Source organism: Cupriavidus necator A5-1 (genome assembly GCF_000744095.1).
GTDB lineage: Bacteria > Pseudomonadota > Gammaproteobacteria > Burkholderiales > Burkholderiaceae > Cupriavidus > Cupriavidus necator_A.
In genome coordinates, this window is the sequence record NZ_JQLI01000001.1 from 4503049 (window position 1) to 4516264 (window position 13216).

General features: G+C 68.5%; 12 protein-coding genes. 7 read left to right on the plus strand and 5 right to left on the minus strand.

Annotated features, from left to right (window positions below; all coding sequences use genetic code 11):
• Positions 1-9 precede the first annotated feature (9 nt).
• The 3 genes from pcaF (at position 10) to K307_RS20035 (ending at position 3477) form a co-directional block, all read left to right on the plus strand.
• Positions 10-1212, plus strand: coding sequence for a 3-oxoadipyl-CoA thiolase (gene pcaF, locus K307_RS20025; protein ID WP_042880709.1), 1203 nt, complete (start codon positions 10-12; stop codon positions 1210-1212).
• A gap of 321 nt (positions 1213-1533) precedes the next feature.
• On the plus strand, positions 1534-2265 hold the full coding sequence (locus tag K307_RS20030; protein WP_042880711.1) for an SDR family NAD(P)-dependent oxidoreductase: 732 nt from the start codon (positions 1534-1536) through the stop codon (positions 2263-2265).
• A gap of 204 nt (positions 2266-2469) precedes the next feature.
• Positions 2470-3477, plus strand: coding sequence for a Bug family tripartite tricarboxylate transporter substrate binding protein (locus K307_RS20035; RefSeq protein ID WP_042880713.1), 1008 nt, complete (start codon positions 2470-2472; stop codon positions 3475-3477).
• Positions 3478-3665: 188 nt separating this feature from the next.
• On the opposite strand, the gene K307_RS20040 is transcribed toward K307_RS20035, so the two are convergent.
• Positions 3666-4592 carry a LysR family transcriptional regulator gene (locus K307_RS20040; RefSeq protein ID WP_042880715.1) on the minus strand — a complete coding sequence of 309 codons (927 nt, stop codon included), beginning with the start codon at positions 4590-4592 and terminating at the stop codon, positions 3666-3668.
• A 207-nt stretch (positions 4593-4799) separates the two neighbouring features.
• Between K307_RS20040 and K307_RS20045 the strand changes: the two genes are divergently transcribed.
• Together K307_RS20045 and K307_RS20050 are read left to right on the plus strand one after the other, a co-directional pair.
• A complete protein-coding gene (locus K307_RS20045) occupies positions 4800-5786 on the plus strand; it encodes a Bug family tripartite tricarboxylate transporter substrate binding protein (protein ID WP_042880717.1) in 987 nt (328 codons plus the stop codon).
• Between the two features lie 164 nt (positions 5787-5950).
• Entirely contained in the window at positions 5951-7132 is a 1182-nt protein-coding gene (locus K307_RS20050) for an FIST signal transduction protein (protein ID WP_042880719.1), read from the plus strand.
• 1 nt (position 7133) lies between these two features.
• On the opposite strand, the gene K307_RS20055 is transcribed toward K307_RS20050, so the two are convergent.
• Positions 7134-8183, minus strand: coding sequence for a phytoene/squalene synthase family protein (locus K307_RS20055; RefSeq protein ID WP_042880721.1), 1050 nt, complete (start codon positions 8181-8183; stop codon positions 7134-7136).
• A gap of 111 nt (positions 8184-8294) precedes the next feature.
• Positions 8295-8951: a dienelactone hydrolase family protein gene (locus tag K307_RS20060; RefSeq protein ID WP_042880724.1), complete on the minus strand. Its 657-nt coding sequence runs from the start codon at positions 8949-8951 to the stop codon at positions 8295-8297.
• A gap of 159 nt (positions 8952-9110) precedes the next feature.
• Here K307_RS20060 and K307_RS20065 point away from each other — a divergent pair, with 159 nt between their 5' ends.
• Positions 9111-9596, plus strand: coding sequence for a SixA phosphatase family protein (locus K307_RS20065; RefSeq protein ID WP_042880726.1), 486 nt, complete (start codon positions 9111-9113; stop codon positions 9594-9596).
• 118 nt (positions 9597-9714) lie between these two features.
• The gene (locus K307_RS20070; protein WP_042880728.1) at positions 9715-10641 is read left to right on the plus strand and encodes a LysR family transcriptional regulator; all 927 of its coding nucleotides are present in this window, start codon (positions 9715-9717) and stop codon (positions 10639-10641) included.
• A 3-nt stretch (positions 10642-10644) separates the two neighbouring features.
• Here K307_RS20070 and K307_RS20075 read toward each other — a convergent pair whose 3' ends face one another.
• Both K307_RS20075 and K307_RS20080 read right to left on the minus strand, forming a co-directional pair.
• Positions 10645-12228, minus strand: a complete 1584-nt coding sequence (locus K307_RS20075; protein ID WP_042880729.1) for an aldehyde dehydrogenase (NADP(+)) — start codon at positions 12226-12228, stop codon at positions 10645-10647.
• 33 nt (positions 12229-12261) lie between these two features.
• Positions 12262-13194 carry a dihydrodipicolinate synthase family protein gene (locus tag K307_RS20080; protein WP_042880731.1) on the minus strand — a complete coding sequence of 311 codons (933 nt, stop codon included), beginning with the start codon at positions 13192-13194 and terminating at the stop codon, positions 12262-12264.
• Between the last annotated feature and the right edge of the window lie 22 nt (positions 13195-13216).

Sequence of the window (13216 nt, forward strand, 5' to 3'; positions counted from 1 at the left end):
AGACACACCATGACCGAAGCCTTTATCTGCGACGCCATCCGCACGCCCATCGGCCGCTACGGCGGCAGCTTGTCCGCGGTGCGCCCGGACGACCTCGGCGCGGTGCCGCTGAAGGCGCTGATGGCCCGCAACCCGAACCTGGACTGGTCGGCCGTCGAGGACGTGATCTACGGCAACGCCAACCAGGCCGGCGAAGACAACCGCAACGTGGCGCGCATGTCGCTGCTGCTGGCGGGCCTGCCGCAAAGCGTGCCGGGCGCCACCATCAACCGCCTGTGCGGTTCGGGCATGGACGCCACCGGCACCGCCGCGCGCGCCATCAAGTCGGGCGAAGCGCAACTGATGATCGCCGGCGGCGTGGAAAGCATGAGCCGCGCCCCGTTCGTGATGGGCAAGGCCACCAGCGCCTTCTCGCGCGATGCGCAGATCTTCGACACCACCATCGGCTGGCGCTTTATCAACCCGGCGATGCGCGCGGCCTACGGCGTGGACTCGATGCCCGAGACCGCCGAGAACGTCGCCACCGACTACAAGATCAGCCGCGAAGACCAGGACCTGATGGCGCTGCGCAGCCAGGAAAAGGCTTCGCGCGCGCAGGCCGACGGCACGCTGGCCCAGGAAATCACCCCGGTCACCATCGCCCAGAAGAAGGGCGACCCGATCGTGGTCGAGCGCGACGAGCACCCGCGCGCGACCAGCATGGAAGCACTGGCCAAGCTGCGCGGCGTGGTCCGTCCTGACGGCACCGTGACCGCCGGCAACGCCTCGGGCGTGAACGACGGCGCCTGCGCGCTGCTGCTGGCCAGCGAAGCCGGCATCAAGCAACACGGCCTGACCCCGCGCGCCCGCATCGTCGGCATGGCGACCGCCGGCGTGGCGCCGCGCGTGATGGGCATCGGCCCGGCACCGGCATCGCAGAAGCTGCTCAAGCAGCTCGGCATGACCATGGACCAGATTGACGTGATCGAGCTGAACGAAGCGTTCGCCGCGCAAGGGCTGGCCGTGCTGCGTGAACTGGGCGTGGCCGACGACGACAAGCGCGTCAACCCGAACGGCGGCGCGATCGCGCTGGGCCACCCGCTGGGCATGAGCGGTGCGCGCCTCGTGACCACTGCGATGTACCAGCTGCATCGCACCGGTGGGCGCTTTGCGCTGTGCACGATGTGCATTGGCGTGGGGCAGGGTATTGCGATGGTGATCGAGCGCGTTTGAACGTAGACCCGTTTAAAGGCTGAGGTAATGGCCGCTTGCGGGTTTGCTCCCCTCTCCCGCTTGCGGGAGAGGGGCAGGGGGTGAGGGCAGGCGCGTGCAATAGCGAGGCGCCGCAAAACTGCGCCGACGGACGTCAGCAGCTCCTTGTCGCGAGTCGTTCCTGCAAACGCCCGCCCTCACCCCAACCCTCTCCCGCAAGCGCGAGAGGGAGCCGGTTAGCAGTAATTGGATGGCCACGCCCTGATTCGAGCGCCCATCCAGTCATCGTCTTAGCGTTTGCATGTCCCGGCCCGCATAGCGCGCCGGTGTTGGAGTTGAAAGATGTCCCTTCCCGTAGCCACGCTCGTGACCGGCGCCAGTTCCGGTATCGGCCGCGCCATCTGTGAAATGCTGCTGGCCGACGGCGTGACCCAGGTCGTCAATGTCGACTACGCCGAACCGGCCTGGTCGCATCCCAACATGACCTTCTTCCAGGCCGACCTGACCGACGCCGACGCGACCCGCGCCGTGGCGGAACAGGTGACCTCGCGCTTCGCGGTCACGCGCCTGGTGAACAATGCCGGCGCCACCCGCCCCGGCACTGCCGGCACCGCCACCGTCGCCGACCTGGACTACGTGACCGGCCTGCACCTGCAGGCCCCGCTGCTGCTCACGCAAGCCTGCCTGCCCGCGATGCGCGCGGCCGGCTTCGGCCGCATCGTCAACATGGCCTCGCGCGCCGCGCTGGGCAAGCCCGAGCGCGTGGTGTACTCGGCCACCAAGGCCGGGCTGATTGGCATGACCCGCACGCTGGCGATGGAACTGGGCGGCGACGGCGTGACTGTGAATGCCGTGGCCCCGGGCCCGATCGCCACCGAGCTGTTCCGCAAGAGCAATCCGGAGGGCGCCGAACAGACCAAGCGCATCCTCGCCAGCATCACCGTCAAGCGCATGGGCACCCCGGAAGACGTCGCGCGCGCCGCGCTGTTCTTCCTGTCGCCCGACAACGGCTTTGTCACCGGCCAGGTGCTGTACGTGTGCGGCGGCACCACGCTGGGCGTTGCGCCGGTCTAAGCGCGCGCCAGGATCCGGGTATTCAAGCATTCAACAAGAAGAGACGTTAACCAAGCGTCACGCATGGCGGCCCGTGGCCGGGCTGCCCACCGGATGCGCGCGTGTGCGCAGCATCCGTTCGGGAACGGCAATCACGCCATTTCAGCACAACGTCCCGTGCGGCCCCAATCGTCGCCGGGACAGCCATACACCGGAGTAATACCGATGAGACTCGATTCCCAGACCTCCACCACTCGCCGCCGCCTGCTCGCCGCAGGCGTGGCGCTGGCCACCACCATCATCGGCTTTGCCGGCGCTGCCCACGCACAGGGCGGCTACCCGACCAAGCCGATCACCATGATCGTGCCGTTCTCGGCCGGTGGCACCACCGACATCCTGGCCCGCATCGTCGGCCTGCAGCTGGGCAAGGCGCTCGGCCAGCCGGTCGTGATCGACAACCGTCCGGGCGCGGGCGGCAATATCGGCGCCTCGCTGGCAGCCAAGGCGCCTGGCGACGGCTACACGCTGTTCATGGGCACCATCGGCACGCACGCGATCAACCAGTCGCTGTACTCCAAGCTGCCATACGACCCGGTCAAGGACTTCGCGCCGATCACCCGCGTGGCGATGGTGCCGAACCTGGTGGTCGTGAACCCCAAGGTGCCGGTCAACAACGTCAAGGAACTGATCGCCTACGTCAAGGCCAATCCGGACAAGCTGTCGTACGGTTCGTCGGGCAGCGGCTCGTCGATGCACCTGTCGGGTGAGCTGTTCAACTCGATGACCGGCCTGCATATCCAGCACATCCCGTACAAGGGCAGCGCGCCTGCCGTGAACGACCTGCTGGGCAACCAGATCGGCCTGATGTTCGACAACATGCCGTCGTCGTACCCGCACGTGAAGGCGGGCAAGCTGCGCGCCATCGCCGTGACCTCGGCCAAGCGCTCGCCGGCGCTGCCTAACGTGCCGACCGTGGCCGAGTCGGGCGTGACCGGTTATGAAGCCACCTCGTGGTTCGCGCTGTACGCCACCGCCGGCACGCCGCAACCGATCATCGACCGCCTGAACGCCGAAGTGGTGAAGATCCTCGCCATGCCGGAAGTGAAGAAGCAGATGGCCGACCAGGGCGCCGAGCCCAACCCCGAAAAGCCGGCGCAGCTGGCTGCGTTCATGAAGTCGGAAACGGCCAAGTGGGCGAAGGTGGTGAAGGCCTCGGGCGCTACGGTGGACTGAGTTTCGCGGTTGCGTGATGGCAAAAGGCCGGCCCTATGTGGCCGGCTTTTTGCTGGACCAACTTCACACGCTGCCGGGTTGCTCCCTCTCCCACTTGCGGGAGAGGGAGCAACCAAGTCAGCAGACTGGCCGGCGCACCATCGAAAGAATGGCCAATAGGGCTTCAGCTTTCATGAACGCCGCCCCCACTACCGCGGCCGCAGCGTCGCGCCCGGCCAGCGGCCGTCGCGCACCAGCGTGGCGGCCACGTCGGCAAGCACCACGCGCGCGGCCAGCGCCGCGGGCGAGAGTTCATCGTCGGACAGGCTCACCAGCAGGTTCGGCCGGGTCGCGCCGGGGTCGGTGAGCAGCACGCTGCGGTAGGGCGCGCCCTGGCTGCGCGCCAGTGCGGCGCCGGGCTGGATGGTGGCGCCCAGGCCGCCCTGCACCGCGTCCATCAGCACGGCCAGGCCATCGATCTCCGCGACCACGCGGGGCTCGCGCCCGGCGTGCTGGAAGCAGGCCGACACCAGCGCGCGCAGCCCGTGCGAGCCGCTGGGCAGGATCAGCGGCAGCTTGCCGAGTGCGGCCACCGAGGTGCGGTTGCCACGCGGCATGCCGGCCAGCCCGCTGGCGCCGATCACGAACAGCCGTTCATCCAGCAGCGGCAGCACGGTCCGGCGCTGCACCGGTTCCTCGCTGAACAGCACCGCCAGGTCGATCTGGCGCGCACCCAGCATGGCGCCGAGGTAGCCCGAGAGGCTTTCGACCATGCGCAGGCGCACATCCGGATAGCGCTCGCGCATGGCCTGCATGAACGGCAGCGCCAGCACCGCGGCAGTGCTCGGCGGCAGGCCCACGCTGACGTGGCCGGATAGCCGCGCCTGGCGCGCGGCGAGCGCGGCGTCGTCGATATGGCGCAGCGCGAGCTGGGCCTGGCGCCAGAAGGCCAGCCCCGCGTCGGTGGCGACCACGCCGGTGGAGGTGCGCTGCAGCAGCCGCGTGGACAGCTCGCTCTCCAGCCGGCTGATCTGCTGGCTCAGCGCCGACGTGACCACGCCCAGCTCCAGCGCGGCCTTGCCCATGCTGCCGTGCTCGATGACGCTGACGAAGTAGCGCAGTTGCCTCAGTTCCATCTCTTGTCTCCGCGGTTGCCGCCTGGCCGACTGGCCGGAATTGCCCGCATCGTAGCGGAAATCCGCCAGACGGTTCACAGATCCTGAAGACCCGTTAACGGATGCCGACTGGCGGGCTTGCCATGCGCTACGTAGAGTCGCGGCCACAACAAGCGGGCAGGCGCCCGCTGTCCCAGAACTACGCGACTTATCCTCACAGGAGACTGCATGAAGCCCGTATCGCGCATCGTTGGCGCGCTTGCCGCCTGCTTTACCGGCGCCGCCCTGCTGGCCACCGGCACCGCCATCGCCGCCGACAACTGGCCCACCAAACCGATCACGCTGGTGGTGCCGTTCGCCAGCGGCGGCACCACCGACATCCTCGCCCGCACCATCGGCCAGAAGCTCGGCGAGGCGCTGCACCAGCCGGTGGTGGTCGACAACCGCCCCGGCGCCGGCGGCACCATCGGCGCGGCCAACGTGGCGCGCGCGCAGGCCGACGGCTACACCTTCCTACTGGCCACCGTGGCGCACACCATGGCGCCGGCCATCTACAAGAGCCTGCCGTACGAGTTCACGCGCGACCTCGATCCCGTGGGCCTGGTCGCGCTGACCCCCAACGTGCTGCTGGTCAATCCCGCGATCCCGGTGAAATCGGTGCCCGAACTGATCGCCTACATCAAGGCGCATCCGGGCAAGGTCAACTATGGCTCGGCCGGCATCGGCAGCACCGAGCACCTGTCTGGCGAACTGTTCCGCGCCATGACCGGCACCGATATCTCCCACGTGCCGTACAAGGGCGGCGCGCCGATGATGACGGACCTGATCGCCGGCCAGATCCAGATGGCGATCGAGACCAGCCCGTCGGCGGCACCGCACGTGCGCAGCGGCAAGGTCAAGGCGCTGGCTGTGACCACGGCGAAGCGCTCGGGCGCCTATCCCGGCGTGCCGACGCTGGCCGAGAGCGGCATCAAGGGCTACGAGGTCACCACCTGGTTCGCGCTGATGGCACCGCGCGGCACGCCTGCCGCAATCGAGCAGCGCGTGGCGGCGGAGTTGGGCAAGCTGCTGAAGGCGCCGGATGTGCAGAAGCGGTTCGACGAGCAGGGCGTGACCGCCGGCGACCTGACGCCGACGCAGCTTGCCGCCTTTATCCGCGCCGAGACCGACAAGTGGGGCAAGGTGGCCAGGGATTCGGGGGCGAAGGCGGAATAGCGGTCTGCTCACCAGCCGCGCTCACGGGAAGCGGCGCTGGCGTTACACGAGGAAATCGTGCAGAAGCGCCAGCGCCAGCTAACCGGCCGCCGAAACGGCTCCTGAACACCCCTTGCCGGCCAGGGTCCAATGGATGTCGTCAGCCTGAATCCGGAGGAACCATCATGCATGACCTTGCCTTCGTTCACGCTGACGCGGCCCACGTCGAGTGGCAGGTCGCGCTGGCCGACTGCCAGCGCCAGCTGGACACGCAGGATTTCCTGCGCCAGGCGAAGTCGGACAGCCCGCCGCCGCTCACGCTCGGCTGGTGCTACCTGAGCGACTACTACGCGCTGGCCGCCGAGGCGATCCTTGCCGCGCTGCAGCAGAACTGGCCCGGCGTGTCCTGGGTAGGCACGGTCGGCCTGGGGGTATCCGCCAGCGGCGTGGAGTACTTCGACGAGCCGGCCATGGTGCTGATGGCGGCGCCGTTCCCGCGCGATAGCTTCCAGCTGTTTTCGGGGCGCCAGCCCTTGCCGGCCGCGTCTTCCGGGTTCGTGCCCCATACCGCGCTGGTGCATGCCGAGGGCAGTACGCCGGATGTCCAGGACCTGCTGCACGAGCTGAGCGCGCGCACGGCCACCGGCTACCTGTTCGGCGGCTTGTCCTCGGCCCGCAACCGTACCTTGCACATTGCCGATGGCGTCTTCTCCGGCGGGCTGTCGGGCGTGCTGTTCGGCCCCGAAATCGGCCTGGTCTCCCGCGTCACGCAGGGCTGCCAGCCGATCGGGCCGGTGCGCGCCGTGACGCGCAGCGATCACAACCTGCTGTTCGCGCTGGACGGCAAGCCGGCGCTGGACTGCGTCCTGGAGGACCTGGGCGTCGAACGCGACGCACCGCTGGAGACCATGGCGGAGGCACTTTCCGGAACGCTCGCCGGCCTGAACTCGGCCACCGACGATGCCCCGGTCCTGCCCGGCAGGTTCGGCTCGGATACCGTGGTGCGCCACCTGCTCGGCCTGGACGTGCAGCATCGCGTGCTGGCGCTTGCCGACATGGTCGAGCCCGGCATGCGGCTGGCCTTCTGCACGCGCAACGCGGCTGCGGCGCGCGCAGACCTGGTGCGCGTCGCCACCGAGATCCGCACCGAGATCGAGGACGGCGGCCACGGCCGCGCACGGGGCGCGCTCTACATCAGCTGCTCAGGCAGGGGCGGGCCACATTTCGGCGCGCCGCATGCCGAACTGCAGACCGTGCGCCGCGCGCTCGGCGACCTGCCGCTGGCCGGCTTCTTTGCCGGCGGCGAGATCGCAAGGGATCACCTCTACGGCTACACGGGGGTGCTGACCGTCTTCACCAGCCACTGAATCAGCGGATGACGGCATCGATATTGCGCATCTGGCGTGCAAACCAGATGCGCAACAGCCCGTTCGACAGCACCATCGGCAGCGAATACGCAAGGATCCGATACACCTTGCCGCGCTGCAGCCTGGACGCCTTTGCCGGGTCCAGCCAGTCGTCGTTGCGCACCAGCAGCAGCAGGGTCTCCATGCCGATGAGGACGGGCCACAGGCAAGCCAGCCGCAGCCGGATGAAGCGTGGAGGAATGGCAAGCGTGTACGCCATGGCCTCGCGGAAGTGGTCCAGCGTCTTGCGCACGAGCTCGCGCATCATGGCCCGCGCGCGCAGCGAGGCGTCGGGGAGCAGCAGCTCCTGCGGGCTCAGGCCGTGCCGGTGCAGCATCGTGGCCGGCAGGTAGCAGCGGCCGATGCGCAGGTCCTTGCCGCAATCCCGCAGGACATTGGTCATCTGCAGCGCCTTGCCGAAGCGGACGCCGCGGCGCAGCATGGTGCCGGGCTCGCCGCCGATCGCGCCGGGCATGTGCGCGGCAGTCATGCTGGTCCAGAATTCGCCCACGCAGCCGGCGACCAGGTACGTGTAACGGTCAAGTTCTTCCGGTTCGCGCAGCGCGACGAGGCGGCCCGCGCGTTCATCGGGGAACGTATGCAGGTCGAATTCCATGCCTTCGGTCAGGGTCGACACGATCTGCCGTACCGCCTCCCGGTCGTCCGGGGCCAGCTGCGCCAGCACCGCCAGCGCAGGTCCGAGCGACTCAAGCAGGATGCGTTCATCCGACTGTTCTTGCTGGCCAGCGACCTCCCCGGCGATGCTCCGGACCAGCTCGCCGCCATCAGTCGCGCTGTTGACCTGGTCGCGCAACGACAAGAGCAACGCCAGCCGCCTGTCGGGCGGGATCAGCGAGGTATCGGCAATCGTGTCCGCGGCACGCGCCAGCAGATAGGCCAGGCCGACCGGATCGCGCATTCGGACCGGCAGCACGCGCAGCGTGAGGTAGAACGAACGCGAGACGCCTTTGAGCAGCGGACCGAGGAGGAACGCCCGGCTGGGGTCGCGCATGGATGGTGTCCTGTTCCCTGAGAGGTTTGCGAAAGTGCCAGTGCCCGGTTGGCCGTCAGGCCGGGTCCGGGCATTGTACCGTCGACGCGAGGGGCAGATTGGCGCCCGTGGTCAGGGCGAGGCTTTGCAGAGATATCGCTCGAACCACTGCGCCGCCAGGCGGGCAACTGACTCCAGTGCGCCGGGCTCCTCGAACAAATGGGAGGCGCCGGGCACGATCACCAGTTTCTTCGTGCATGTCATCTGGGCAAAGGCCGACTCATTGCGTTCCAGGACGCTCACATCCAGCCCGCCGATGATCAGCATGGTAGGCGCAGGCAGTTTCGCAAGGGCGTCGGGGCCCGCCAGGTCGACCCTGCCCCCGCGCGAAACGATGGCGTGTATCGGGATTGGCGACTGGCACGCGGCACGGATCGACGCGGCGCCACCAACGCTGGCGCCGAAGTAGCCGAACCGCCGTGGCACGCCTTGTTGCTGCGCCACCCAGTTTGTCGCGTGTGCGAGACGTGCAGCGAGGAGCTCGACGTCGAAGCGGATGGCCTGCACCTGGTCTTCCTCCGGCAGGAGCAGGTCCATCAGCAGCGTTCCCATGCCGCAGCGATTAAGTTCGGCGGCCACGTAGCGATTGCGCGGGCTATGCCGGGAACTCCCCGTGCCGTGCGCAAACAATACCAATGCGCTGGCGCCCGGGGGCAAGGTGAGGATGCCTTGCAGGTCCACGCCGCCGGCGCGGATCACAACCTCGATGGCATCTGAATGGCTCCGCATGGCGCTGCCCTCCGAGAGATGGGCGCTTTGCCGTTCATCGCGTTGCAATTGGCCCCACCCAAGTCCACTATAGGGCGGACGTAGCGGCGCGGCCAGCCGCAGTCTGCCGGTCTGCCGATGCGCGAAATCGACAACAATCCCGATGGATCAGGAGGGACTATGAAGACTTTGTTTCTCGTCCGGCATGCCAAGTCAAGTAAAGACGATCCCTCCTTGCCCGACCGTGAGCGCCCCCTGAATGACCGGGGCCGGCACGACGCCCCGGAAATGGGCAAGCGCCTGGCCGAGCGCAAGCTGAAGCCCGACCTGCTCCTGTCGAGTCCGGCCCTCCGTGCGCTGACGACAGCGCAACTGATCGCCGACGAGCTCGGCTATGCACGCAAGGACATCGTGCTCGATGACCGGCTGTACGCCACCAGCGCGGAGGAGCTGCTGGCCGTCGTTCGTGCGCTCGACAAGAAGCTCGATTGCGTGATGCTGTTCGGTCACAACCCCGAGTTCACTGACTTCGCGCATCGCTTGTCGGACGAAATCACCGACATGCCTACCTGCGCCGTCGCCCAATTCCGTTTCGACACGAAGGCTTGGGAGGATGTCGGGGACATCACCCCATCGAAAGTCTCGCTGGACTCGCCCAAGCAGTAATCCGATGCCGGCCGCCGTCGGCATGGCAGTGATATCTCCGCCTTGACCATCCGGGGCGAAGCGATAAGAATTTGTGATCGCAGGCAACAGCCTGCCCTCACTATGCTTCGTCCCGCCCATGATTCCACCCGTCAGTACCCTCCACGGCCGCCTGAAGATGCAGCACCTGCGCCTGCTGCTGGCGGTCGAGGAGCGCGGCTCGCTGCGCCAGGCCGCCGAGGCGCTGACGCTGACGCAGCCCGCCGTCAGCAAGATGCTGCAGGACATGGAGGAGCTGCTCGGCGTGCCGCTGTTCGAGCGCCACGCGCGCGGGCTGCGGGCCACGCGTTTCGGGCTGGCAGCCACGCGTTACGCGCGGCTGGTATTTGCCGACATGGGCGGGCTGCGCGACGAGCTGGTGGCGCTGGAGTCCGGCAAGATCGGCCGGGTGCGAGTCGGGGCGGTGATGGCGCCGGCGCCGGGGCTACTGGCCGATGTGATCCGCCAGCTCAATCGCGATCATCCGCGGCTGGAGGTGGCGGTACAGGTGGAGACCAGCGACCTGCTGGTGCCGCTGCTGGAGCGCGACCAGCTCGATATCGTGCTGGGCCGCGTGCCGGATGGCTGGGACAGCAGCGGGCTGGAGTTCGAGCAGCTCGGCGACGAGGGCCTGGCCATCGTGGTGGGACCACAGCATCCGCTGGCGCGGCGCCGCAAGCTGTCGTTCGAGGAACTGACCGGCTACCCGTGGATCATGCAGCCGCGCCCGAGCCCGATGCGCGCGCTGATCGACCGCTCGTTCGAGGATGCGGGCGTGCCCGCGCCGCCGTCGACCATCGAGACCGCGGCGGTGCTGATGACCACCTCGCTGCTGGCCGACAGCGAACTGATTGCGGTGCTGCCGGAATCGGTCGCCGCGTTCTACGGCCGCCTTGGCGCACTGGCCGTGCTGCCGCTGCCCCTCCCGCGCAAGCTCGGGCCCTACGGCATCGTCACGCGGCGCGGGCGCCCGCCGACCGCATCGATGAGCCTGCTGATCGATACGCTGCGGGCGCTGTCGAAGTAAGCCTCAGTCCGCTTGGGATTGCAGCTTGCCGTCCAGGCGCCAGGTGTGGCGCTGGCGGCTGTCGGGGCGCAGCGAGGGCGGCAGCAGGTCCGCCGGCATGTCCTGGTAGCTGACCGGGCGCACGAAGCGCGCGATCGCCAGGCTGCCCACCGAGGTGGTGCGGCCGTCAGACGTGGCTGGCCACGGGCCGCCGTGCACCATCGCATGTCCCACTTCCACGCCAGTGCCGAAGCCATTGACCAGGATGCGGCCGGCCAGGCGTTCCAGCGACGGCAGCAGCGTGCGCGCCGCGTCATGGTCGCCGGCATCGAGATGCAGCGCCGCGGTGAGCTGGCCGTCCAGCGACTCGACCACGCGTCGCATCTCCGCCAGGTCGCGACAGCGCACCACCAGCGACGATGCCCCGAAGACCTCGTGGCGCAGCGCTGCGTCTGCCAGGAAGGCGTCGGCATCGGTGCAGAACAAGGCCGCCTGGCCCTGCATGTCGTTGCCGGCTTGTCCGCGCGCCACGGCCTGCACGCGCGGGTGCTGCGCCAGCGTGCCGACGCCGTTGCAGTAGGCGCGCAGGATGCCGGGGGTGAGCATGCATTGCGCGCCGATGCGAGCCAGGCTTGCCGCCGCGGACTCGAGGAAGCGGTCCAGGCCTTCGCCGGCCACGGCAAGGACCAGGCCGGGGTTGGTGCAGAACTGCCCGGCGCCCAGCGTCAGCGAGCCGGCAAAGGCCTCGCCGATGGCGGCGGCGCGATGCGCCAGCGCGTGCGGGAACAGCAGCACCGGGTTGATGCTGCTCATCTCGGCAAAGACCGGGATCGGCTCGGGGCGTGCGGCGGCGATCGCCATCAGCGCCATGCCGCCGGCGCGCGAGCCGGTAAAGCCGACCGCCTTGATGCGCCGGTCCGCCACCAGCCCTTGCCCGACGGCGAGCCCGGCATCGAACAGCAGCGAGAATGTGCCCTCGGGCAAGTCCAGCTCACGCACGGCCTGCTTGATGGCGCGGCCGACCAGTCCCGAGGTGCCGGGGTGCGCCGGATGCGCCTTGACGATGACGGGACAGCCCGCGGCCAGTGCCGATGCGGTGTCGCCGCCGGCGACCGAGAACGCCAGCGGGAAGTTGCTGGCACCGAACACCGCCACCGGGCCCAGTGGGATATGGCGCAGGCGCAGGTCGGGGCGCGGCAATGGCTTGCGTTCGGGCTGGGCCGGGTCCACGCGCAGTTCGAGGAAATCGCCCTGGCGCAGCATGCCGGCAAACAGGCGCAGCTGGCCCACGGTGCGGCCGCGCTCGCCTTCGATGCGCGCGCGCAGCAGGCCGCTTTCACTGACGCAGCGCTCGATCAGCACATCGCCCAGCGCCAGGATATTGGCGGCGATTGCTTCGAGGAAATCGGCGCGCCGCTCGGGTGCGGTTTCGCGGTAGGTGTCGAACGCTTGCCAGGCCAGTGCGCAGGCCTGGTCGAGTTGTTCCGGTGTGGCGCCGCCAAAGGCCGGTTCGAGTGTCGCGCCGGTGGCTGCGTCGATGGCGTGGATGGTGCCTGCGCCGCCGCGTACTGCCTGGCGGCCGATCAGCAGTTCCCCTGAGATATTCATGCCTTGTCCTTAAGATGAGAGATGCTTGGCCGCTCAGCGCGCCCAGCGCAGCACCAGCGGATCGAGCCGGCGCGCAATCTTCAGCAGCCCTTCGCGCGTGGCCGGGTGCATCGGCTGCAGCGGATGGCGCACCGCGTCCGACGCAATCACGCCGCCTTCCTTCATCAGCACCTTGCTGGTGGCGAGCCACCCTTGCCGGTTCTCGTAGTTGATCAGCGGCAGCCATTGCTGGTAGTGCTGCGCGGCCAGCTCGGCATCGCCGGCTTGCCAGGCATCGACGATCTTGCGGATGCCGTCCGGGAAGCCGGCGCCGGTCATCGCGCCGGTGGCGCCCGCTTCCAGGTCCGCCATCAGCGTGATGGCCTCTTCGCCGTCCCACGGGCCGACGATGGCATCGCCGCCCAGCTCGATCAGCTCGCGCAGCTTGGCCGCGGCCTGCGGCACTTCGATCTTGAAGTACGACACATTGGCCAGCTCGCGCGCCATGCGCGCCAGGAACGGCGCGGAGAGCGTGGTGCCGCTGACCGGCGCGTCCTGGATCATGATCGGGATGTCGATCGCGGCGGAGACGGTGGCGAAGAAATCGTAGATGCCGCGCTCGGGCACGCGGATGGTGGCGCCGTGATACGGCGGCATCACCATCACCATGGCGGCGCCGGCGTCCTGTGCCGCGCGGCTGCGCTCGGCGCAGATGCGCGAGCTGAAATGCGTGGTGGTGACGATCACCGGAACGCGGCCGTCCACGTGCTCCAGCACCGTCTTCATCAGCACGTTGCGTTCGTCGTCGGTCAGTACGAACTGCTCGGAGAAGTTGGCGAGGATGCAGATGCCGTGAGAGCCGGCGTCGATCATGAAATCGATGCAGCGGCGCTGGCCGTCGAGGTCGAGGCCGCCTTGTTCGTCGAAGATGGTCGGTGCCACCGGGAATACGCCGCGATATACCGGGCGGGACGTGGATTGGGTCATGGTCTCCTCCTTGCGTGCCGGC

What these genes read in the sequence shown, in the direction of transcription:
- K307_RS20030 (WP_042880711.1), top strand. Translation starts at nt 1,534, where the DNA reads ATGTCCCTTCCCGTAGCCACGCTCGTGACCGGCGCCAGTTCCGGTATC.
- K307_RS20065 (WP_042880726.1), top strand. Translation starts at nt 9,111, where the DNA reads ATGAAGACTTTGTTTCTCGTCCGGCATGCCAAGTCAAGTAAAGACGAT.
- K307_RS20055 (WP_042880721.1), bottom strand. Translation starts at nt 8,183, where the DNA reads ATGCGCGACCCCAGCCGGGCGTTCCTCCTCGGTCCGCTGCTCAAAGGC.
- K307_RS20060 (WP_042880724.1), bottom strand. Translation starts at nt 8,951, where the DNA reads ATGCGGAGCCATTCAGATGCCATCGAGGTTGTGATCCGCGCCGGCGGC.
- K307_RS20050 (WP_042880719.1), top strand. Translation starts at nt 5,951, where the DNA reads ATGCATGACCTTGCCTTCGTTCACGCTGACGCGGCCCACGTCGAGTGG.
- K307_RS20075 (WP_042880729.1), bottom strand. Translation starts at nt 12,228, where the DNA reads ATGAATATCTCAGGGGAACTGCTGATCGGCCGCCAGGCAGTACGCGGC.
- K307_RS20080 (WP_042880731.1), bottom strand. Translation starts at nt 13,194, where the DNA reads ATGACCCAATCCACGTCCCGCCCGGTATATCGCGGCGTATTCCCGGTG.
- K307_RS20040 (WP_042880715.1), bottom strand. Translation starts at nt 4,592, where the DNA reads ATGGAACTGAGGCAACTGCGCTACTTCGTCAGCGTCATCGAGCACGGC.
- K307_RS20045 (WP_042880717.1), top strand. Translation starts at nt 4,800, where the DNA reads ATGAAGCCCGTATCGCGCATCGTTGGCGCGCTTGCCGCCTGCTTTACC.
- K307_RS20035 (WP_042880713.1), top strand. Translation starts at nt 2,470, where the DNA reads ATGAGACTCGATTCCCAGACCTCCACCACTCGCCGCCGCCTGCTCGCC.
- K307_RS20070 (WP_042880728.1), top strand. Translation starts at nt 9,715, where the DNA reads ATGATTCCACCCGTCAGTACCCTCCACGGCCGCCTGAAGATGCAGCAC.
- pcaF (WP_042880709.1), top strand. Translation starts at nt 10, where the DNA reads ATGACCGAAGCCTTTATCTGCGACGCCATCCGCACGCCCATCGGCCGC.